General features: G+C 32.3%; 21 protein-coding genes. 6 read left to right on the top strand and 15 right to left on the bottom strand.

Annotated elements, in window-relative coordinates; translation table 11 throughout:
• Positions 1 to 50: 50 nt before the first annotated feature.
• From SMGD1_RS04355 to SMGD1_RS04345, 3 genes are read left to right on the top strand one after another with little or no spacing between them, the layout of a single operon-like run.
• Positions 51 to 824, top strand: a complete 774-nt coding sequence (locus tag SMGD1_RS04355) for a plasminogen-binding N-terminal domain-containing protein (protein ID WP_008339079.1) — start codon at positions 51 to 53, stop codon at positions 822 to 824.
• Positions 821 to 2,206 carry an FAD-linked oxidase C-terminal domain-containing protein gene (locus tag SMGD1_RS04350; protein WP_008338718.1) on the top strand — a complete coding sequence of 462 codons (1,386 nt, stop codon included), beginning with the start codon at positions 821 to 823 and terminating at the stop codon, positions 2,204 to 2,206. The genes SMGD1_RS04355 and SMGD1_RS04350 overlap by 4 nt, the downstream gene beginning before the upstream one ends.
• A gap of 26 nt (positions 2,207 to 2,232) precedes the next feature.
• Positions 2,233 to 3,066 carry a YihY family inner membrane protein gene (locus SMGD1_RS04345; protein WP_008340752.1) on the top strand — a complete coding sequence of 278 codons (834 nt, stop codon included), beginning with the start codon at positions 2,233 to 2,235 and terminating at the stop codon, positions 3,064 to 3,066.
• Here SMGD1_RS04345 and SMGD1_RS04340 read toward each other — a convergent pair.
• The 6 genes from SMGD1_RS04340 to SMGD1_RS04315 all read right to left on the bottom strand — a co-directional run bounded on the left by SMGD1_RS04340 (position 3,013) and on the right by SMGD1_RS04315 (position 10,916).
• A complete protein-coding gene (locus SMGD1_RS04340) occupies positions 3,013 to 4,122 on the bottom strand; it encodes a ComEC/Rec2 family competence protein (RefSeq protein WP_241761440.1) in 1,110 nt (369 codons plus the stop codon). The two genes, SMGD1_RS04345 and SMGD1_RS04340, sit on opposite strands and share 54 nt — an antisense overlap.
• A gap of 152 nt (positions 4,123 to 4,274) precedes the next feature.
• Positions 4,275 to 5,723, bottom strand: coding sequence for a replicative DNA helicase (locus SMGD1_RS04335; RefSeq protein WP_008339119.1), 1,449 nt, complete (start codon positions 5,721 to 5,723; stop codon positions 4,275 to 4,277).
• Positions 5,723 to 6,784 carry a flavodoxin-dependent (E)-4-hydroxy-3-methylbut-2-enyl-diphosphate synthase gene (gene ispG, locus SMGD1_RS04330; protein WP_008339178.1) on the bottom strand — a complete coding sequence of 354 codons (1,062 nt, stop codon included), beginning with the start codon at positions 6,782 to 6,784 and terminating at the stop codon, positions 5,723 to 5,725. Before ispG ends, SMGD1_RS04335 begins: the two co-directional genes overlap by 1 nt.
• A 67-nt stretch (positions 6,785 to 6,851) precedes the next feature.
• Entirely contained in the window at positions 6,852 to 7,598 is a 747-nt protein-coding gene (locus tag SMGD1_RS04325; RefSeq protein WP_008338699.1) for a GGDEF domain-containing protein, read from the bottom strand.
• A gap of 96 nt (positions 7,599 to 7,694) precedes the next feature.
• Positions 7,695 to 9,710, bottom strand: a complete 2,016-nt coding sequence (locus SMGD1_RS04320) for a TonB-dependent receptor (protein ID WP_008338970.1) — start codon at positions 9,708 to 9,710, stop codon at positions 7,695 to 7,697.
• A 207-nt stretch (positions 9,711 to 9,917) separates the two neighbouring features.
• Positions 9,918 to 10,916 (bottom strand): agmatine deiminase family protein, encoded by a 999-nt coding sequence (locus SMGD1_RS04315; protein WP_008339017.1) that lies wholly within the window; start codon positions 10,914 to 10,916, stop codon positions 9,918 to 9,920.
• 78 nt (positions 10,917 to 10,994) lie between these two features.
• Here SMGD1_RS04315 and SMGD1_RS04310 point away from each other — a divergent pair, with 78 nt between their 5' ends.
• Entirely contained in the window at positions 10,995 to 12,059 is a 1,065-nt protein-coding gene (locus tag SMGD1_RS04310) for a PAS domain-containing protein (protein ID WP_008339036.1), read from the top strand.
• A gap of 18 nt (positions 12,060 to 12,077) precedes the next feature.
• Positions 12,078 to 13,079 (top strand): alanine racemase, encoded by a 1,002-nt coding sequence (locus tag SMGD1_RS04305; RefSeq protein ID WP_008339168.1) that lies wholly within the window; start codon positions 12,078 to 12,080, stop codon positions 13,077 to 13,079.
• Here the strand turns inward: SMGD1_RS04305 and SMGD1_RS04300 are convergent.
• The 6 genes from SMGD1_RS04300 to SMGD1_RS04275 form a co-directional block, all read right to left on the bottom strand.
• Positions 13,076 to 13,429: a c-type cytochrome gene (locus tag SMGD1_RS04300; RefSeq protein ID WP_008338785.1), complete on the bottom strand. Its 354-nt coding sequence runs from the start codon at positions 13,427 to 13,429 to the stop codon at positions 13,076 to 13,078. The two genes, SMGD1_RS04305 and SMGD1_RS04300, sit on opposite strands and share 4 nt — an antisense overlap.
• Before the next feature lie 73 nt (positions 13,430 to 13,502).
• Positions 13,503 to 14,024, bottom strand: coding sequence for a C40 family peptidase (locus tag SMGD1_RS04295; protein ID WP_008338883.1), 522 nt, complete (start codon positions 14,022 to 14,024; stop codon positions 13,503 to 13,505).
• Positions 14,025 to 14,038: 14 nt separating this feature from the next.
• On the bottom strand, positions 14,039 to 14,431 hold the full coding sequence (locus SMGD1_RS04290; RefSeq protein ID WP_008339181.1) for a hypothetical protein: 393 nt from the start codon (positions 14,429 to 14,431) through the stop codon (positions 14,039 to 14,041).
• A complete protein-coding gene (locus SMGD1_RS04285; RefSeq protein WP_008340747.1) occupies positions 14,431 to 14,670 on the bottom strand; it encodes a PP0621 family protein in 240 nt (79 codons plus the stop codon). Before SMGD1_RS04285 ends, SMGD1_RS04290 begins: the two co-directional genes overlap by 1 nt.
• A complete protein-coding gene (gene rsmG, locus SMGD1_RS04280) occupies positions 14,670 to 15,248 on the bottom strand; it encodes a 16S rRNA (guanine(527)-N(7))-methyltransferase RsmG (RefSeq protein ID WP_008338835.1) in 579 nt (192 codons plus the stop codon). The genes SMGD1_RS04285 and rsmG overlap by 1 nt, the downstream gene beginning before the upstream one ends.
• Before the next feature lie 33 nt (positions 15,249 to 15,281).
• On the bottom strand, positions 15,282 to 15,845 hold the full coding sequence (locus SMGD1_RS04275) for a PAS domain-containing protein (RefSeq protein ID WP_008339130.1): 564 nt from the start codon (positions 15,843 to 15,845) through the stop codon (positions 15,282 to 15,284).
• A gap of 65 nt (positions 15,846 to 15,910) precedes the next feature.
• On the opposite strand from SMGD1_RS04275, the gene SMGD1_RS04270 reads away from it, so the two are divergent.
• Positions 15,911 to 16,384, top strand: coding sequence for a CZB domain-containing protein (locus SMGD1_RS04270; RefSeq protein ID WP_241761439.1), 474 nt, complete (start codon positions 15,911 to 15,913; stop codon positions 16,382 to 16,384).
• A 118-nt stretch (positions 16,385 to 16,502) separates the two neighbouring features.
• On the opposite strand, the gene SMGD1_RS04265 is transcribed toward SMGD1_RS04270, so the two are convergent.
• From SMGD1_RS04265 to SMGD1_RS04255, 3 genes are read right to left on the bottom strand one after another with little or no spacing between them, the layout of a single operon-like run.
• Positions 16,503 to 16,976, bottom strand: coding sequence for a hypothetical protein (locus SMGD1_RS04265; RefSeq protein ID WP_008340744.1), 474 nt, complete (start codon positions 16,974 to 16,976; stop codon positions 16,503 to 16,505).
• 24 nt (positions 16,977 to 17,000) lie between these two features.
• Positions 17,001 to 19,298, bottom strand: a complete 2,298-nt coding sequence (locus tag SMGD1_RS04260) for a DEAD/DEAH box helicase (RefSeq protein ID WP_008338924.1) — start codon at positions 19,296 to 19,298, stop codon at positions 17,001 to 17,003.
• On the bottom strand, positions 19,295 to 20,947 hold the full coding sequence (locus SMGD1_RS04255; protein ID WP_008339045.1) for a site-specific DNA-methyltransferase: 1,653 nt from the start codon (positions 20,945 to 20,947) through the stop codon (positions 19,295 to 19,297). Before SMGD1_RS04255 ends, SMGD1_RS04260 begins: the two co-directional genes overlap by 4 nt.
• Positions 20,948 to 20,985: the final 38 nt, after the last annotated feature.

Here is a 20,985-nt window from a genome sequence, read left to right as displayed (position 1 = left end):
AGTATGAGGTTTGCTTTGCTATAATCGCATAAATAATAGTAGGATAGTTAATGAAGTATATATTTTTAGTTTTATTTCTTGCCTTAGAGCTTATAGCTGGAATTGTAAAGTCACCTCTTATCAGTGTTGATGAACAAAATAGTATTGCAACAATCGAGATAGATAAGATTGATGTTGGTATGAGTGGTTTTATATCTCATAAAATTGCTCAGGACCACACGGTTATTTTAAAAAATATTGTAGTTACTAATTATGATGAGCAGAGCAAGGTGGCAACTCTTAAAATGAGTCCATACGATGCTCTAAAAAATAATGCACTTCCTAGTGGTAAGTGGAGTGTAAAAGTTGGGGATGAAGCTATTTTAGCTTTTGGATACACAAGAGGTATTTTAATCTCTCCAAATGAAGAGATTTATCATAGGATTACAAGAAGTGTAAAAGACTTACAATGGGTTCATCCAGATATTTTCGCGACTATTTTATCTTTTAATGGACACCCGACGCCACTTAGAGAAGATTTTACAAAACTTTCAATTGCTGCATCTGTTGGTTTAGTCTTTATATATTTAGAGAAAAAGCTTTTTACAATTGATGCTAAAAGTTTTAAAATATTAACGATTACGGAGGCTCAGTTAAATCAAGATAGTACAAAACTGCCTTTTTACACAAGAATCGAAGAGATAGAAGCTGCCTGGTGGGGAGAAGGAAGTGATGAATTAGAGTCATACGAACCTTATTACTACGAGTTGTTAACAGAGGCAAATCCAAACAACAAAGAACTACAAAATATAGTGAAAAATTTCAAACCAAAGGTTTCAGAATGATTGATTCAAAACATATAAAACATTTTACAAACATCGTTGGTGATGATAATATCTATAGCGATAAAGCACACTTAATAGCTTACTCATATGATGCAACCAGAGAACACTTTGAGCCAGATGCTGTAATCTTCCCAAGAAATGAGCAAGAGATTAGTGAGATTTTAAAGTATTGTAATGAGCATAGAATAATTATAGTACCGCGTGGTGCCGGAAGTGGTTTTACAGGTGGAGCACTTCCTAGTTCCGGTGGTATTGTTTTAGCTATGGAAAAACATATGAATAAGATTTTAGAGATAGATATGAAAAACATGGTTGCAATTGTTCAGCCTGGCGTTATCAATATGGACTTGCAACGTGCTGTAGAAGAGGTAGGACTTTTTTATCCGCCAGACCCAGCTAGCCAAGAGTACTCAACTCTAGGTGGAAATGTTAGTGAAAATGCTGGTGGTATGAGAGCTGCGAAGTACGGAATCACAAAAGATTATGTAATGGCTACTCGTGCAGTACTTCCTAATGGCGATATTATTAAAGCTGGAAAGAGAACTATCAAAGATGTTGCCGGCTATAACATCAGTGGAATACTCATAGCATCTGAGGGAACTTTAGCTGTTTTAACTGAGATAACTCTAAGACTTATTCCAAAACCAAAACTTACCAAAACAGCAATGGGGATTTTTCCTACTGTAAATGATGCGATGGAAGCAGTTTATAAAACGATGGCAAGCGGTATTACACCAGTTGCTATGGAATTTTTAGATAACTTGACAATTAGAGCAGTTGAGCAAACTTTTAACAAAGGTCTTCCAGTAGATGCTGGAGCACTTTTGGTTACAGATGTTGATGGAAATTTAGAAGATGATCTAAATTTTCAACTGGCTCAGATAGAGAAAGTTTTTCGTGAAAATGGATGCAGTGAATTTAAAATAGCAAAAGATAAAAAAGAAGCTGCTGATATCTGGTTTGCTCGTCGTAATGCATCTCCGGCACTTAGTGTTTATGGAAGTAAAAAGCTAAATGAGGATGTTACAGTTCCTCGTTCTGCTCTGCCGGAGCTATTAGAGAAGTTTTATGCTATTGCTGATAAGTACCAAATAAAGATTCCATGTTTTGGTCATACAGGCGATGGCAATGTTCACACAAACGTTATGGTTGATGGAAGCGATCCTGAGCAGGTTAAAATCGCTTACAAGGCCATTGAAGAGGTTTTCCAAGCTACTATTGACTTAGGTGGAACTCTCTCAGGTGAGCATGGAATAGGGCTTGCAAAAGCACCATATATGCATATGGCATTTACAGATGAAGAGATGAATCTATTTAAGTCAATTAAAAAAGCATTTGACCCTAATAATATTTTGAATCCTGCTAAGATGGGGCTAAACTAAATATATAATTTAAAAAGGATATTACTATGATTAGAGATAAAATCAATGCTAATTATCTTTATAGACATGTGAAGTTCTTTATCAGCACTTTTGTTGATAAGGAACTAACACTGTTTGCAGCTAGTCTTAGCTTCTATACAATCTTTACGATTATCCCCTTACTGTTAATTATGATGACACTTCTTACTTCTTTACCCTCATTCGCTGAGCATTATGAGAGTATAAAAACATTTATATTCTCCAATCTGATGCCTGTAAATTCTGAAGCTATAATGGGTCATATTGATGGATTTTTGGCAAACTCAGCAAAAATGGGAGTTATTGGTCTTGTCATGATTTTAGTTGCTTCACTTCTGTTTTTTAAAAATTTTGAGTATATTGCAAATAAGATTTTTCATGCAAAATCAAGGACACTGTGGGAGTCAGTTACAACTTACTGGACGATGCTCACACTTACGCCAATAGCACTTGGGGCTTCTTTTTACATAACAGCACAATTAGCGATTATGATATCATCTAACACAATGACTTCAGGACTGAATATTCTTCCTATTGTTCCATATATGATAATTTGGGCACTATTTTTTCTTATCTTTCAAATCGGTGCAAACACTAAGATAAATCCAAGAGCATCTCTGATAAGCTCGTTTATTATCTCCATAGTATTTAGCATCTCTAAGAATGCCTTCATAGAGTATGTTTTTTACAACAAAGCGTATACAACTATGTATGGTTCTTTTGCGATTATGATGTTTTTATTTTTATGGATTTATGTCTCTTGGATTATTTTTATCTACGGACTGAAGCTATGTTACATGATTAATCGCGTATATCAAAAAAGAGAGACTAAAGAAGAGTAGTAGAGGGACAAAACTCTTTTTAAAGATGCTGATGAGTGATAGTACAATATGCAAGACTAGCCACACGTCATCCAGTTCTATGGTTGACTGGCTTTGAGCTAAGAGCATAAGAGACTCCAAAACCCCATCAAGTAAATCTCCCTGACCTATCAGATGCAAGAAAATACTAAGAGGATAAAAAAGAGTAAAAAGTGTTGTCCAGATAATTGAGAGGGGATGGTAGATGCTGAAATTTCCAAAGATAACTAAAGAGAATGGCAACATCAAAATATATACCCAAAACGGTATCAAGATAAATTGCCATAACTTACCTAGGTGCTTGAAGTGTATGAGAAACAAGAATATATAAAATACTCCCGCAATTGATAACCAAAAGCCAAGAGAGAATAATAGTTTTGGAAATAATACCAAAAGCAGTATAACTGTAAGAAGTAGAGTCTGCATAGAGATTATTTTTATACCTCTGTCATAAAGTACAAAGCCAATTACAAGCATAGCAAAAGCTCGAAGCAAAGATGGAGGGGAGTCTAGAAAATTCAGATAGACAAGCAGAGATAAAGCAACTGCCAAAAAGATATCTGACTTGGAGTTTCTATATGGAAAATACCTGTTTTGAAAGTAGCTATAAATTGGTTTAAATAAAAAGAAAAGCAGAGCACTTAGAACTCCTAAGTGAAACCCGCTAATTGCTAAAAGATGTGATACTCCAAGAGTAGAGAATGTAGTTTGCAAACCTTTGTTTAGTGGTGCTGCACTAAAGAGTGCTTGGTAAATATTTGTAATATCTTCATTTTTATGCTCAGATGCTATAGCAGAGTTAAGTCTTTGTTTTATAGTCTGCGATTGATGAATCTGTTTAGTTTTGCTGTATGCATAAAAGCTTGTAAGATATCCATAAAAAGTTATCTTGTCTGAATATATCTCAAGAGTAAGTCTTTTACCTTTGGCATCAGGAAATGACTCTTTTGCCGTGGTATAAAAATTGATTCCCTCATCAGTTTTTAGTTTCAGTAATTGATAGCTCTTCTCATCTTTTGTCTTTGTGTATTGTTTCAAGAGAGTTGCTTCTACTACAACAGTGTCAAATCTGGTTAAATTTTTATAGTCTTGAAAGTTTATAAGTAGAGAGTAGGATAGTATAAATAGGCAGAAAAGCAAGAAGGAGAGGAACTCTTTTTTATTAAAAAGTTCGACCCTTTCTAGCGCCATTAGATCATTGTCATGGAGATTGAGTCATTACTTCCAACATCTATGTTGGCAGACCTAGTGTCTATATGCTCATAAGTAGTTTCTATGGCCTTTGGTTGAGCATCTACGAAGCGAGTAAGCTTTTTCTGGAAAACAAGCTTAACATGACCGGTTGGACCATTTCTCTGTTTTCCAATGATAATCTCAGCTTCTTCTTCTTCTTTTTCAACATACTCAGAGATAAACTCTTTTCCGTCATTTTTAGCTGCTTTTTCTCGCTCTTTTTCCTCTTTGTAAAGGTAGACATCATCACGATAAACAAAAAGAATAATATCCGCGTCTTGCTCAATTGAACCAGACTCACGAATATCACTCAGCATAGGGCGTTTGTCATTTCTAGCTTCTAGACCACGGTTTAGCTGTGAAAGCGCCACTACAGGCATCTCAAGCTCACGTGCAAGCATTTTTAGACCCCTAGAGATTTCAGATACTTGAATGTGTCTGTCTTGGTTACCGATGCCCTGCATAATCTGCAGGTAATCAATTACCGCTATCTCAATCTCCGGATGCTGATTTTTTAGTTTTCTAAGTTTAGATCTAAGTTGATTAATGTTGAGACTACCTTGGTCATCCACAAAAAGTTTAGCGCTATTCATCTTATCAATAGCACCATTTAGCGAACTCCACTGGTCATCACTCATATCTCCAACACGAAGTTTTTGAAGCGGAATGGAAGTCTGAATAGAAAGTAGTCTTAGCATCAACTGCTCAGCTGGCATTTCTAAAGAGAAAAAAGCAACACCTTTTCCTTGCATGATAAGAGAGTTTACAGTGTTCAAAATAAAAGAAGTTTTACCCATTGCAGGACGTGCTGCAATAATAACAAGATCCCCTTTACCAAAACCTGTAGTCATCTTATTTAGTTCATGAAAACCTGTATCTACTCCAACAAGTACACTGTTTCCACGGGCTTTCATCTCTCTGATGTACTCCATAGTGTCAAATGTCATTTTTGGAGAGTCTTTAAAGTCACTTGTCTGGTTGTCTTGAGTTATTTCATAGAGTTTTTTCTCTACTATGTCTACAACTTCAGCAGACGGAAGTTCTTCTTCAACTGTAACTCTTTTTATCTCTGTTGTGAGTGTTAGGAGTTTTCGTTTTAGAGATTTATCTTTTATCTCATCAACATAAGCTTTAGTATTTGAGATAGGATTGGCAGATAAAATCTCAATCATAACCTGTTCATCAAATTTTTTAATTTTAATAAGCTCTTTTTTTATAAACTCTTCATCAATTGGCTGATCTTTTTGAAGAAGAGTGATCATAGCTCCAAATATATCTTGGTGAGCCGGAAGGTAAAAATCATCTTTTTTTATGGCAACACTTAGTTCATCAAATTGTTGAGGTTCAAAAACAATTGAGCTTAATATTGAGCGCTCAAAAGATAAGTTGTATAGATTGTCCTGCATTAATTTGATTCCTCTGACATCTTTTCTACCTCATAAACAAATCTATCAACAAGTTCATCTTCATTTAGGTTAGCGACTACTTCACCTTTTACCATCACAAGACCTTTACCTTTTCCATAAGCAATAGCAACATCAGCATGAGCTGCCTCGCCTATAGCATTTACAACACATCCCATAACAGAAACATTTAGGGGTGTTTTTATGTGAGCTGTTCTTTTTTCTATTTCAGCAACTGCCGAAACCAGATCTGCTTCGATGCGCCCACATGTAGGGCAAGAGATGATGTTAAGCCCATCTGGCATCGCACCACTGTCTTTAAGAATTGCACGGGCAACATTTATCTCTTCTTCTAGTTCGCCTGTAATAGATACACGCATTGTATCGCCAATACCATCAAGTAAAAGTGCTCCAAGTCCGATAGAACTCTTTACAGTGGCGTGAAAAAGAGTTCCGGCTTCTGTCACGCCCAAATGAAATGGGTAAGAGTTTTTTGGACGCAACATTCTGTATGCATCTACAGTTCTTTGAACGTCGCTTGCCTTTAGAGATACTTTTATATCGCTAAAACCCAGGTCTTCGAGAAATTTGATGTTGTATTCAGCAGATGCAACCATACCTTTGGCAGTTTGTCCGTATTTATTTAGAAATTCTTTTTCAAGTGAGCCTGCATTTACACCGATACGAATAGGAATATTACGAGCTTGACAAGCTTTTACAACTTGGGCAACTTTCTCTTTAGACCCAATATTTCCAGGGTTGATTCGTATACAATCAACTACTTCAGCAGCAATTAGTGCCAGTTTATGGTTGAAGTGGATGTCTGCAACTAGAGGTAAATCAATCTGTTCTTTAATAGATTTAAGTGCTAATGCATCTTCCATATCCGGAACAGCACAACGAACAATATCGCAACCTGCGAAGTGAAGTCTTTTTATCTGTTCAACCGTAGTCGCTACATCTGAAGTTTTTGAGAATGTCATAGATTGTGTAGAGATTGGAGCATCTCCTCCAACTGCTACATTACCTACAAAAATCTGTTTAGTTTGTACTCTTTTTATCATGAAGAGATTTTATCTTGTTTGTTATAAAAGGGTGCTTTATAAATTTTTGTTTATCTATCTACTCTCTTTACAGAGCTGTTTTTTCTTTTAAAAGATCAGCATCTGCTTTGTCTAAAAGTGTTTGTAAAGTGCTTTCTCCAAAATCCTGTATTTGGGCGCATCCAATACTCACTGACATTTTAATATCATCATCATTTATATGTAGAATTTGTTCAGATTCTGATTTTATTTTTTTAGCTAAATTTTGTGCTGTCTTTAAATCAAGCATAGGGCAAATCAAAAGAAACTTAGCTCCCTTGTATCTTCCAAATATATCTGTAGTTCTGATTGTATTATTTATTGATCTTGTTAGTTCTATAAGGACTATGTCTCCTATCTCCTGTCCATAATTTTTATTTACTTCTTTGAAATAATCATATTCTACAAATAGAGCAGATATTGGTGATTTAGTTCTTTTGGAGATAGCAAATTCATAGTTTGCCAACTCTAGTGTATGACGTTGATTGTATATTTTAGTCAGCTTGTCATATTGAATATGATAGGAGAGTTTTTTGTCCGCTTGTTTTAGTTTATTTGTCAGAGAAATGATTTTATATGAGAGTATAGGTGTAGCAATGGTCGGAATAATCAAAGAGAGTATAATACCAGTATTGTAGTAACTAATAGACTCTGAACCTACAGTAAGGTCAATTAATATCATGACAAACATAACAAATATAAAAGAGGCTATGATACTAAAAAATGTAAAGATGAAAATTGTAGCCAATATGTTTGTATGAATAAAGCTGTTGTAAATATTTGTTATTGCTTTCATTAAGTCATTTTATATGAATTGTCTTTTATTCTTACTTTATGAGAGGGAATTATTAACAAGAATCTACAAGATGTAGAGACTTGTTATATATAGAGATTAGAATTTGAAGTTAAGGTTTGTGTAAACGTATCTTCCAGGCTCATTCATAAGCATTATATCTGAAGTACCACCGGCTGTAACTAGAATTAAATCAGCATAAGTGTTGTTCATAGCATATGTCTCATCAAGAAGGTTATTAACACCTAGAGTGAAGTTAAAGTTTTTATTAACAGCATGTTTAACCTTTAGGTTAAGTATCGTCCAAGCCTTTAACTCTTGCTCGCCATTATCTGAATCTATTTTACTCCATTTGTCAGAAGCTTGTACTTCAGCAGTTGCAATAGAACCTTTCATATACTCATAATTTAGAGCTACATTACCTCTTAATGGTGCCATATCTGCTAAATCTGTATCAGTCTGACCAGTTAAAGCTTTGTCTTTTTTACCAACTTTGTATGAAGCACCTAAATCAACCGTTACATCGTCAGTAGCATAGTATGAAGTAGTTAATTCTGTACCATAAACAGTTGCATCAAGGTTTTTAAAGTTGTTAGTAGTAATTGCTACTCCATTAGCTTGTTTTTGGTAGTAGATATAATCACTTAGCATAGAATAAAAACCTTTGATTTTTAGCTTAAATGCACTGTTGTCAGTTTCGTATCCTAAGTCAATTTCTCTGTTTGTTGTTTGATTTAAATTTGCTGTACCGCTCCATGCACCGTTTGAGCTTCTAAAGTATAATTCTCTTGCATCCGGAACACGAGAAGCTTGACCAAAACCTAAAAATACTTTATTTTCTTTATCTAAGTTATAAGAAGTCATTAGGTTTGCACCAAAAGATGTATAGTCATTTGACTGTAGTGTCGCATGTGTGATTTTTGTAGAGTCATATCTAGCACCAAGACTAAAACCAAAAGAACCATACTTTTTGTCAAGTTTTGCAAATATTGCTCCATTTTTTGTCAGAGCATCATCTAAACTTTTAGAATTTCCTGCTGCTAAAGCTGCACCAGTTGTTGTGTTGTAATAGTTACCATCCCAAGTTCTTTTACTTCCATCAAAACCAACTAAAAGTTTAAAACTATTGATATCAAAGTCATTTTTTAGTTTAAGTCCCTGCATAGTTGTTTTAAGATGATTTGTATTATCTTGTGCTGCTACATTTGATGACATTCTATATGTTGTAGCCATTGGATGGTCAACATCAGAGTAATAGTATTTTAAGTTAATGTTTTTGTATATATCACTAACATTTTTGATGTTATATTCTACTGCATAGATATTTGAGTCATCATACAGGGCGTCCATTTTCGAGTTACCGTAAAGAACATCATCACTTTTGTTTTTTGTAACGCTCAAACGAAGCTCTTGATTGTCTGTTACATTTACAAATGCCTTAGCCATAATACTTTTTTTCTTATATGCCGGCATCTCTTTATGTGCTGGTTTAAACTTCATTCCTGCTGCTGCAGGGTTAGCTACTGCATATTTGTCTATTTGTTCAGCAATAGTGTCACCATTACCATCTTTATATTGATCACTAGATTCACTTGAACCACTTACTAAAACACGAACCGTATCATTACCACCACTAATTGTAGCACCGATTTTAGTGTAGTTGAAACTACCAAAACCAAAATCAACTGACCCATGAAGGTCTTTTGTAGGTTTTTTGGTCTTGATTCTTATACCACCGCTTAGTGTTCCCATGTTTTCAACATCATATGGACCTTCGATTACTTCGATTTCATCAATTTGACTAGTGATAATATGAGAGATAGGAGGATCCATTCTGTTTACACATGCACCCTGAACTTTTGTTCCATCAACATCAACAGAGATATTATCTCTTTTTTGACCACGAATATAAACATCATTAGCAATACCGCTACGACGGTTCATATCTATACTTGGTACACTAGTGCTTAGTGCTTGTGCCAAATCTGCTGAGACTTGAGCATTTTGGCTAACTTCTGTAATCACAGTTGATTCTACGCTAATTGGTGCTAATTGAACTTCACTTGCATATAGTGAAGCGATAGCTATTAGAGATAGAGGAATAATTTTCTTCATATAACTTCCCTTAAATTTTAAAATTACTTTATAATATAATAATAGTGTTACACAAGTGTTAAATTGTTTATAAATTAGTGATAAAATTCTGCCATGAGTAAAATAGAAAAAATAAAAAGAGTAGTCTTAATATCTTTAGGTTTTGGGTTAGCAACCTATTTAATAATGAGCGGGATGGCGGTGTTAGACAAAGAGGAGAAGTCCTCTTTAGTTGAGAGCAATGTCACTAGCGAAGTTCATAGTAACACAGTGAAGTGAGCCGTGTTGTCTGATAAGAGTTGAGCAATCAATTCCAATAACATCTCTATCTTCAAATGTTGCTCTAAATATATCTAGAGCAACTTCGTCTTGTCTTACACCATAAGTCGGAACTAACACAGCTCCATTTACAAAAAGAAAGTTTGCATAAGTTGCGGGCAATCTCTCATCTTCGTAATATACAGCATCTGTCATAGGTAGAGAGATAAGTTTAAAATTATGAGTAGATGCTAACTCTTGAAGTTCTTCTTCCATAAGTTTTAGCTCTTGATAATGCTCATCATTTGTATCTTCACATTTAACGTACATAATTGTTTTTTCATCAACAAATCTGGCTAATGTATCCACATGAGAGTCTGTATCATCACCTGATAAGTAGCCGTGATCTAGGTATAAAATCTCAGATGAGCCAAAATAATCTTTTAGTCTTTGTGTGATTTGTGCGTCTTCTAGCTCAGGGTTTCTATTTTCATTTAACATACACGCAGAAGTGGTTAGTAAGATGCCATTCCCGTTACTCTCAACTGCTCCGCCCTCAAGAGAAAAGTTAATTGTCTCTAATTCAGATGAATAATGATTTGAGATACTTCTACTCATCAAGTCATCTTTAGAGGCTTCAAACTTATTTCCCCAAGCATTAAACGTAAAATCAAGAAGTTTAGTCTTATTAGATTCTGATATAGACAAAGCTGAGCAGTCTCTTGCCCATGTGTCATCACTTATATACTCTGCGAAGTATAAATTATCGTTATCTTGAAAATGTTTTTTAACTGATTGTATATCGTAGCTAACGACCAAACATTTTTGATATTTTACAATCTCGTTAACTATATTGACAAAATTCTTTTGAGCTTCATCCAGATATGGCGCCCAGTCAGTATTTGCGTGCGGAAATATTATTTGTGTAAAACTTTGTTTTTCAAATTCTGCTATAAATCTTTTTTTCATAGGCGTATTATATCTATAAACTTTGTTATAATCGTATAAATTTATCTGTTTATTTTATCTTTTTATGGAGTTGCTAACATGGAATACAGGGATTTATTATTTGATGTAATTAACACACTTTCGTCTCCTGTAATTCTGCTAGAGTCAAAAGAAGCTGAGTATACGCTACTTTACGCCAATGAAGAGATGCAAAAACTCTTGAAAAGTGAAAAAGAAGAAAACTCTGAAGAATCACAAGAGTCTGAAGAATTAAAATTCACAGAAGATTTTCTTGAAGTGATGAACTCGTACAATAGTCAATCTAAATCTAATAATTTTACTCTTTATGATGTAGAGATTTTTAACAAACTATATAACATCAATTTTAGTAGAAACTCCAATAATATATTTATAACTTTTATAGAAATCAGCATAGAAAAACTATTTGATAATATCACTTTCCATGATCTTAGCGGAGCTTGTAATGCCATCGTCGTTGTATTGGATGCAGAAGGCAAACTTATAGATATGAATGATTGTTTTTTAAATTTTGTAGGCATGAGCAAAGAAGATGCTTATGCAAAACCTTTCTTTGAGACTTTTATTCCAAGTGATATGAAAATATTAAATGCTTATTTAGAAGAGTTGATGTCGGAGGAATCTGCACATCAACAGTTTGTTACACCTATGAAAGGTTTAAATGATGAGGTTTTTAAGATAAATTGGCAAGTATCTAAGGTTGTAAAACAAAATCAAAACTTTATTATCGCTGTTGGGAGTGATATTAGTAAATTTGTGGAGCAAAACACAAGTTTAAAGAAACAAATACAAAGCATTAAAGTAGGCTTTGATTATTTTCCGTTTGCTATAGGATATATGAACTCAAATGGTGAGTTTATTAAAATGAACTCTAGCTTTGTAAAGATGTTCCGCATAAAAGATGAGAATAGCAAAATAAAGTTTGATCAAATACCGGTATTTAAAGAGAAGATAGGATTTGATAAGATGCAGGAGCACATAAAACTTATAAAAGAAATGAGTTATAAAATCAATCATATTATTCGTGGTGAGAACCTTAAAATAAAGGTGAATGTAAAAATGTTGAGTGGCAAACAAGAGGCTTCAAAATTTTATATTGTAGTTGCTCAAAAAGTTACACTTTAGTAAGGTATAATTGCATTTATGGCTAATATAATTCTAAATAAAAATAATTTTTTCAACAACCTCGATTTGATTTCAAAACATACTAAAAGCAAAGATAAAATAGCAATAGTTTTAAAAGATAATGCTTATGGTCATGGAATATCGGAAATGGCATCTCTAGCAAAAGAGTATGGAGTAAAAAAAGCTGTTGTTCGAAGTAATGATGAAGCTAAAAGTATAGAAGAATTTTTTGAGTATATATTGGTTTTGGGTGATATACCTAAAGAGCCAAGCTCTAAAATGAGATATACAATCAACGATATTAAGAGTATTAGTAAATTTCCCAAAGAGACACTTGTAGAACTTAAAGTAGACACTGGAATGCATCGCAATGGCATCTCTATGAGTGAGCTTCATGATGCATTTATGCAAATTAAAGAAGCTGGACTTATTTTAGAAGCAGTTTTTACCCATCACAGATCTTCTGATGAGCTTACAAGTGAATGGTTTTGGCAAAATGACAACTTTAAAAAAGTAAAACAAGAAGCTGCGTATTTGGCAGAGGAGTTTGGATTTGGCTCTCTTAGATTTCACTCTGCAAATTCGGCTTCACTATTTAGAACGGATTCTTTTGATGAAGATATGGCTAGGGTAGGTATCGCTTCTTATGGATGTTTAGAAGGCTATGAAGGATTCGCTCCTGTTCTCTCACTGTATGCTGATAAGATATCATCAAGAGAAGTCAAGAGGGGTCAGAGAGTTGGTTACGGCGGTACATTTGTCGCAAAAGACAACTGTGTAGTATCTAACTATGACTTTGGTTATGGAGATGGTTTTTTAAGAAACTCTTCTAATGAATTTGTAACTTCAAATGGAGTGGAGCAGGTTGGCAGAATCTCTATGGATAACAGCTCTTTCATTACAAACGAAGAGAATCTTTTAATTTTTAACAACGCTATAGATGCAGCAAAATCTGCAGGGACTATAAGTTATGAAATCCTGACATCTTTAAAAGCATCTCTAAAAAGAGAGATAGTTTAGTTTTTGTCTTCTATTTTTGATATGTAGTCTGAGAGAACTCTTATATCATCACTAGACAAGTCAACAATTATACCTTTCATCAAAAAGCCAAATCTATGTCTGTCTCTTTTTCCTTTTTGATATAGCGTAAGTGCTTGGATTAAATCATTTTTACTATAGTGAGCTATGATGTCAGATCTTGTTAATGCTTGTATCTCGGCTTTCATACCATGGCATCTCTGGCATCTTTGAAATATAACCTTTGCTCTTTCATTTTCTACTTGTGTATTTGGAGTATCAAAGACTATTTTTTCATTTTTTTCACATCCGCTCAAGATAAATATAGAGAGTAATATTAGAACTAAACGCATAACTTTTCTCCATCAACTAAGTTTATGAGAAAAGGTATCATATTGTTTATAAATATAAGTTAATATAATATAATTAAGGTAAAACTCTTCGACTCTGCCAGTATCTGCTTTTCCAATATGGATTACTCATACTAGAGATGCTGACTCCATATTTTTTTGAAGTATGCATAAACTTATCTTCTTCAATAATTATGCCCGCATGTCTTTTATTAAAGCCAGTTTTGAAAAAAACCAAATCACCTTCTTTGGTAGAATTTCTACTAATTAGATAACCTTGTTTGACCTGATCTTTAGTAGTTCTTGGGAGAGAGATACTAAAAGCGTCTCTGTAAACAATTTGTATTAATGATGAACAATCCAATCCATTTGTATTTATCCCACCAAGTTTATGCGGAGTTTTATACCATTTTTTATATTCATTATATAGAGCTGTTGTTATCCAGTTCTTATTTTTTGGTTTGTATGATGGAATAGCTTTTGGTTTAGAAGTTATATTTTGAATTTCTTCTTGAGGTTTTGAGTGTTGTCTTAGATGCTTTGTAGAACATCCGTTAAAGATAAGTATGAGAGAGATAATAAGAGTTAATCGTATCATCTCTTTTGCCTAAACTAAGAGTTTATTTTTATGATGGCGTTTGAGAAAACAACACCGTCTACACCTAAGATAGCTAACTCTTCTATTTCTGATTCTTCACTAATATGTACAAGAACCTTTGCATCAAAAAGATAGTTGTTCGCAATGTTTTGAGCTGTTTTTGCTAGCTCCCTTGGCACCACTATAAAAGAAGCTCCCAGTGATGAAGCGTATACAATCTCAGTTACATTAACAGCTCCAAGAGCTAAGATTACTTCATTTGAAATTGCATAATTAATCGTTTCTAGATTATCCTCGCTAAAATCTAAGTAAACTGTAGAGTTTGACGGAGTATTAGCAATAGCATCAATATTTGGTATATGGTAGAAACTATCACTCTCTATAAATCTATGTCCATATATATACATTATGATTTCTTTAAACACTCTTGCGAGCAGTAGTATTTGTTATTGCTGAGGATTGTATCATCAACTTCACAGTAAATGCCACATTCAGCACACTCAATCATATCGTTACTTTGAACTTCTTCTTTGCTTTTTTTCTCACTGGAACTTTTTTTGTTTTGTCTTAGGGCAGGTCTCTTTTTTATGAATATAAAGTATACAACAGCGATAAGTACAATAACTACAATCCATTGTGGTGACATTAATCTTCTCCTATTAATAAGTAGTGTCTATTTTTAGTTTTTATTATTTTATGTTTAATACTTTCATCGACTTCGTCATAAACTCTCTCACCTTTGTAAAAAAGAAGTTTTGATTTTTCATCACGAAAGTTTTTGCTTAAGTTTAGGAGCATCTGTGTATCTGTAACAGCCCTAGAGGTTACAATATCAAATATTTCAGCTTCCATATCTTCAACACGTTTTTTTACAACTCTTACATTATCAAGCTCCAAGTCAGCTTTTATAAACTGTAAAAAACTGGCTCTTTTTGTTAATGGTTCAACTAGGGTTACTTGTGTATCTGGAAGAGCAAGTGCTAAAATCATACCTGGGAAACCGGCTCCAGTACCTATGTCTAAAAGATTCTTTGCTTTTGGAAGAAAACTTACAGGGAAAACTGCATCGTATATAAATTCATCGATAGAGTTTGAATCTTTTGCACCAGTTAGATTATGGATTTTGTTCCATTTAAATAGGTGCTCTTTGTATTTTTGTATATTATAAAAAAAGTCGTCGGGTAATATAATATTGTCTTGAGCGAGTATAGCTTTTAAATCCACTAAAATATCCTTTTAAAAGGATATTTTATCATATTATGAGAACATCTTTTTCATAGCTGCAAAAAACACTTTAAATAGACCGCTGTTTCCAACTAAATCGTTTACAAAATCATCATATGTAGTATTGTTTTCTTCTAAAAATCCACGAAGATATTTTTCGCTGGCTTCCATTCCACCTTCTTTTTCTATATCTAAAAGTTTTGCATAGATTGGAATCATAGTATCTATTGCTTTTTGAGGTGCAGCTTTTCTAAAAGCAGTGTGTGAAATTATTTCATTTGTTATAGGATCTATTTTTGGTTCAAAATCAGTTACAACCCAGTAGTAACTTCCATCTTTTGCTAAATTTTTAACAATAGCCATGAAGTTTTTACCCTGTTTAATTCTGTCCCACATAAGTTTAAACGCAATACGAGGCATATCAGGATGTCTTACAATAGAGTGCGGTTTACCAATTAGTTCAGCTTCACTGTACCCAGATATCTCAACAAAGTAATCATTTCCATACTCGATAATACCCTTTGCGTCTGTTTTAGAAACAATATATCTTTTTTGACTTAGTTTTATTTCATTATTTATGGGTTCAGGATGTGTCACTTGAATGTCCTTAAAAAGTTATTAAAACAATTATATACTTTTTTTATTAATTTTATGTAATAATTATGCTAAATTTAATCAGAGTATTTAAGATAATGGATAAAGTAAAAACACTAGAATCAATTCAAAATGCTAGAAGAGCACATGAAGCTCAAATGACTAAAATTAAAGCAGCTATAGATGGCGAAAAAGTAGATAATCCAACAGCAGTAGCAAAGACAAAGTGCGCATTTGGTCAATGGCTCTATGATGATGAAAACCACCTGCGCGATATTCTTGGCTCACTGTTTTATGATAATATGGAAGTACTTCATGCAAGGTGGCATAGTGAGTATTTAAGAGTATTTGAGATATTTTTTAAAGATCAGAAAAAAGGTTTTTTATCAAAAATTCTTGGATCTTCTAAAATAAGTGAGATGGAATTGGATAGAGCGAAACTTTACTATAGTGAACTTCAAGCTACTACACAAGAACTCTTAAAAGCTTTAGGCTCTTCTGAGAGAAGAATAGGGGCACTACCAGAATCTAAATTTTATTAGATTCTATCTAGATTAGATGACCCATCTCATTTATAAAATTGATTAGCAACATAAAATAGGTCCCTGTGGCGATTTTAAAAATTGGTGTATAGATAAGTATATAGATATTTAAAACATTTTACAAAGTATTCTTTTTATAATTTTCTAACCATTTATCAACAATTTTTGTATCATATAATACATTTCCACGGCTTGCTGTTTGAATATGTGGTAATGGGTCTTTCATTTTTCCTCTTAATATTCCCTGTTTTTTTTCTGGGATAGAATATATATCTTCAAAATCTTTACCAGTAATTAATTTTTTATTACTAACATTAATTGAAGTTGCAAGTTCTTTTATTTGACTGCTTATCTCATCTTTTAAACTTAGAAGGTCAATCTGTTCTTTATCTGATTTTTCTTTTTCTTTTATTGTAGAAGTGTAATTATCTAATATATTACTTAGAAAAATATAATCACTTTTTGAAATGTAATCCAGTCTTAAATCTCTATGGTTAAACTTAAACCTTGGAAGAAGTATTATGTTTTTTTTACTTTCTTCACTTAGTTCTTCAAACATTTTATATAGCTGATTTAATTCATTATTTTTCATAAGTGTTAGTTTATCCAATTTTGGTTAAAACTCTATATTAATCCACTCACTATCATTCTCATAAATATACTCATCTTGACTGTTAAGTTTCCAATGTGGGTGTTTAATGATGGCTATACCACCAATTAACTCTAAATCATACTTATCTTGATTTTCTTTAATCCATTTTTGAAGTGCTTCACTTTTAGATTTTGTTTCAGTAGATTTAGCGGTGCCATCTTTTTTAGTATCTAAAATGTAAAGTTTATCTTTTGTCTTTATGATAAAATCAGGAAAAAAGAGTCTATCTTTACTCTCTTGTGCGTCATAGTATTCTACTGCAAAAGCATCTTTTCCACTATTGCTTTGTTTATGCCACCATTGAACATTATCTTGTTCTTCAAGAAAAGTAATAAATTTTTCTTCATTCTCTTTTCCTAAGTATTTTTTAGCATTGTAAAAAAGGTTATATACATTTTTATTACATTCTATAAGTTCATAATCATCTGTAAAACTAAGTTCTTGTGGAGGTGCAATTACAATTATTTCTTCCTTACCATCTTTGCTTTCTGTTTCTGCTTCAAAAATCTCTCTAAAACCAACTAATGCTTTATGTATCATCTGTTTTAAGACACTTTTATTATCACTTTTCAACATATCATTTACGATGATAGTATAGAACTTTTCTTTATGAAGATTAAGCCTCTTATTAAACCAAACATTCAATGATTTTTTTAAAGCACTCCACGACCTTGATGGATTATATTTAGCTAATTCAAGGTCTTGTTTTTGTAGTTCTTCAAAACACAATAAGTTATAAAGTTTTTCAATGTCATTCCTACTAAAATGGAAATTAGTTTCATTTGCTTTTGCTTTAAGTTGCACAATAAAGTTATCAAAACTATCTATCGTAGTATCTACGACTATTTTATTATCTATTGCCGTTACTGTTGTATCTATTCTTTCAAGTATCAATTCTTTATTTTCATCAAGAATACTCAGCATATATTTTTGCCATTTATTTTCTGGAGTTAAAGTATTAAAATCTACTCTATTATGATACATACTTTGTAATTCAATTTGTTCTATTTCAGGTTTAATTACTGAATTAAAACAAGGAACTTTATTTTCAGTTTTATCTTTTATATCTTGTATATGTGACTTATTATAGTTAGTGTAAATATAAGCTTTATTTAGTATTCCATTTTCGTAATGCTTTGCTTCAGGCATTCTTTTAATTCTACCAATTATTTGTGTATGAAATGTAGGTGTTTTAATTTCTCTAAACATCACTAAAATTGATGCTCTTGGGCAATCCCATCCAGTAGCTGCAGCTGCTTTAAAAAGCATAAAATCTACATCACTATTATTTAATTCTATTAAATCTAAGTTTATTTTTTCATTACTTAACCAAATTGCTATCTTATCGTTACTTATCCCTTTTGATTTCAGATAATTTAACACTACTGCTTTTTTATTAGTTGTAACCTGTTCTTTTTCATCCATATCGTTTGGAAGTTGAATCAATACTAATGGATTTATATCAAGCTTTAAGTCTTGGTAATATCCTAAGAGTTCGTCTCTTCTTTTTATGGCAAGTTCTATCATTAGTTCATCTTCGCTCAAAGAGCCAGACTCAATAGATTCTATCTCTTCCTTTGTTTGAATAATAATGCTATCTTTTATCAGACCGCTTTGTATTACTTCATCTTCTTTGACCCTAATATACCCAGCTTTATTATCATCAATATCATCTGCACTTGGAGTTGTTTTTGGGGTAGCTGTTACTTTTATTATAATTCTTGGGTCAATTAAATCAATAACCTCCGTGGCTAATCCAGTGCTTGTTTCAGTATGTGCTTCATCAACAATTAAAACTAAATCTCTTTTTGCTTTTGTATTTTTGATATATTCGTCAAATATCCCATAGTCGCCATCTGTGAGCTCATTATCCTTTCTTAAAACCTTACCATCTTTCGTGCTGGATTTTATTTTTGACCAGTTAATAAAAAAAATATTATTCTTTCCAAGTTCTTTTTGAGATAAATCATCTTTATCTTTTAATGCCATATCTGTGCCATCATTGAAATATTTATATAGTTTCTTTTTTGACTGCATATATGACTCGTCTCCACCAAATGAAATCCAGATATAAGCTTTATCTTCATCAAAATGATAGTTTGTATCAAGAGTTCTTAAAAACTCTGCCATCATAATTGTTTTCCCCGCACCAGTAGGTGCTTTAAATACTAATGGTAATTTATTTTCATTAGTTTTCCAAAGATTAAAAAAACTTTCACTTAAGTCATCTACTGCTTTTTTTTGAAACTCCATTAATTTCATATCAGTCCCTCTTTGTTTATTTCTTTATAAATATTTATTATTGGTTCAGGTATATCTTCTATTTGAAAATTAGTACCTAAATAGTTGTATGATGATTTATCAATTTTTCCATAACTATAAATATATAATGTAGTATTAAATTTTTCAACTTTTTTTATTAGTTCATCAAAGAACTCTAAATCCTCTGTTGAGTAAATAGCTGTATATTTATTAGTTGCTTCATCTTTAAATATTTGATAGCTTTGGTTTGATTCTACTTCAATATGTGTGTTTTCTTTTATAGCTATCATATTGCTTGCCTTTAGAGTTAAATCTTCTCTATTAGCGTCACTAATGTTTACATACCCGTCTATTGGAATTAAATCTGTCATATAGTAATGTAAGTTACCAGTTAATCCTTCTACTTTTTCATTCTTTGGATTAGTATAGCCATTTATTATTTTTTTAATTCTTGGGTATGTTATTTCGGAGCAAATATTATTTTCATTATTTGTACAAAGTATGAATTGTCTATTCCCACCGTCTTCTTGATTTAAGTTTAATATGGCTTGTCCAGTTGTTCCAGAACCAGCGAAAAAGTCCAATATAATAGAAGTTTGATTTGAACTAAGTTCAACAAGTCTCTTAATAAGTGTTGTTGGCTTTGGAAAATTAAACAATTCATTACCATCAAATAATTCTTTAATTTCATTTTTACCAGTAATAGAAGTTTTTAATCCAGTAAAAATAGAACTTTGTATTGATTGTGAGCTTTCACTTTTAAATATTTTTAATCGTGGTACTCCATCACCATTTTTTGAAAAATATATTCTATTATCATCTATAAGTTCTTTATATTCTTTCTTAGATAAAGTCCAATTTCTACTATATTTAATACCTGTTGGAGTCGTGATTGTAAAATATTTTGAACCACTTGTAGATTTTATTCCATTTCTTGATATATTTCCTGACATCCACTCCCCCCTTGGGTCATTGTCAATATTAGAAAAGTCTTCTCTATCCTTAAATCTATATTCCGTAAACCTTGACAATTTTTTATTATTCTTATAGCAAGCAATAATATATTCGTGCTCAAATCTAACTGTATGAGAAGCTGTTTTTGTAAAAGAGCTTTCTTCAAAATCTCTTAAATCCCATATATAAGTTTCAACATTATTTTCGCCAAAGATTTTTTTACATAATAAATTTAGTCTTGGCATTTCATTGTCATCTATACTTATAAACATTACCCCTTTCTCAGTTAATAAGTTATGTGCTAACCTTAATCTTTTTTCCATAAAATTAAGCCATTTACTATGTTTGTACCCATCTTCTGCATCTACATAAGTGTCATTATAAATAAAATCTTTATTCTTTGTATTGTAGGGTGGGTCTATGTATATAACATCAATTTTACCATTATGAGTATAATTTAAAACTTGAAGTGAGTGATAATTATCCCCCTCAATTAGTATATTACTTGGTCTTAATATATTAGTGCTAATCGTATTAGTCTTTATATTATTTAAAATCGGTATATTGTTTTGACATTCAATTACTACGTTCTCTGGTTCTTTTTCATCATCCCAAAATAAGCCATATTTCTTGGACTCTAAAGTTTTTATTTTTTGTAATAACTGTTCTTTTGATAAGTTTTCATATTTATTCATTAATTTGATTCTCTTAAGTGTTTAAAGTTAAAGGATTA

The sequence above is a fragment of the Sulfurimonas gotlandica GD1 genome (assembly GCF_000242915.1).
GTDB lineage: Bacteria > Campylobacterota > Campylobacteria > Campylobacterales > Sulfurimonadaceae > Sulfurimonas > Sulfurimonas gotlandica.
This window is presented reverse-complemented; position numbering and strand designations above follow the sequence as displayed.

Bases quoted from the DNA above. Each gene is read 5' to 3' on its own strand.
- SMGD1_RS04320 (WP_008338970.1), bottom strand. From the start codon at position 9,710: ATGAAGAAAATTATTCCTCTATCTCTAATAGCTATCGCTTCACTATAT.
- SMGD1_RS04345 (WP_008340752.1), top strand. From the start codon at position 2,233: ATGATTAGAGATAAAATCAATGCTAATTATCTTTATAGACATGTGAAG.
- SMGD1_RS04265 (WP_008340744.1), bottom strand. From the start codon at position 16,976: ATGAAAAATAATGAATTAAATCAGCTATATAAAATGTTTGAAGAACTA.
- SMGD1_RS04325 (WP_008338699.1), bottom strand. From the start codon at position 7,598: ATGAAAGCAATAACAAATATTTACAACAGCTTTATTCATACAAACATA.
- SMGD1_RS04290 (WP_008339181.1), bottom strand. From the start codon at position 14,431: ATGTATATATATGGACATAGATTTATAGAGAGTGATAGTTTCTACCAT.
- SMGD1_RS04285 (WP_008340747.1), bottom strand. From the start codon at position 14,670: ATGTCACCACAATGGATTGTAGTTATTGTACTTATCGCTGTTGTATAC.
- SMGD1_RS04355 (WP_008339079.1), top strand. From the start codon at position 51: ATGAAGTATATATTTTTAGTTTTATTTCTTGCCTTAGAGCTTATAGCT.
- SMGD1_RS04270 (WP_241761439.1), top strand. From the start codon at position 15,911: ATGCTAAATTTAATCAGAGTATTTAAGATAATGGATAAAGTAAAAACA.
- SMGD1_RS04300 (WP_008338785.1), bottom strand. From the start codon at position 13,429: ATGCGTTTAGTTCTAATATTACTCTCTATATTTATCTTGAGCGGATGT.
- SMGD1_RS04350 (WP_008338718.1), top strand. From the start codon at position 821: ATGATTGATTCAAAACATATAAAACATTTTACAAACATCGTTGGTGAT.
- SMGD1_RS04315 (WP_008339017.1), bottom strand. From the start codon at position 10,916: ATGAAAAAAAGATTTATAGCAGAATTTGAAAAACAAAGTTTTACACAA.
- SMGD1_RS04260 (WP_008338924.1), bottom strand. From the start codon at position 19,298: ATGAAATTAATGGAGTTTCAAAAAAAAGCAGTAGATGACTTAAGTGAA.
- SMGD1_RS04335 (WP_008339119.1), bottom strand. From the start codon at position 5,723: ATGCAGGACAATCTATACAACTTATCTTTTGAGCGCTCAATATTAAGC.
- SMGD1_RS04310 (WP_008339036.1), top strand. From the start codon at position 10,995: ATGGAATACAGGGATTTATTATTTGATGTAATTAACACACTTTCGTCT.
- SMGD1_RS04295 (WP_008338883.1), bottom strand. From the start codon at position 14,024: ATGATACGATTAACTCTTATTATCTCTCTCATACTTATCTTTAACGGA.
- ispG (WP_008339178.1), bottom strand. From the start codon at position 6,784: ATGATAAAAAGAGTACAAACTAAACAGATTTTTGTAGGTAATGTAGCA.
- SMGD1_RS04255 (WP_008339045.1), bottom strand. From the start codon at position 20,947: ATGAATAAATATGAAAACTTATCAAAAGAACAGTTATTACAAAAAATA.
- SMGD1_RS04305 (WP_008339168.1), top strand. From the start codon at position 12,078: ATGGCTAATATAATTCTAAATAAAAATAATTTTTTCAACAACCTCGAT.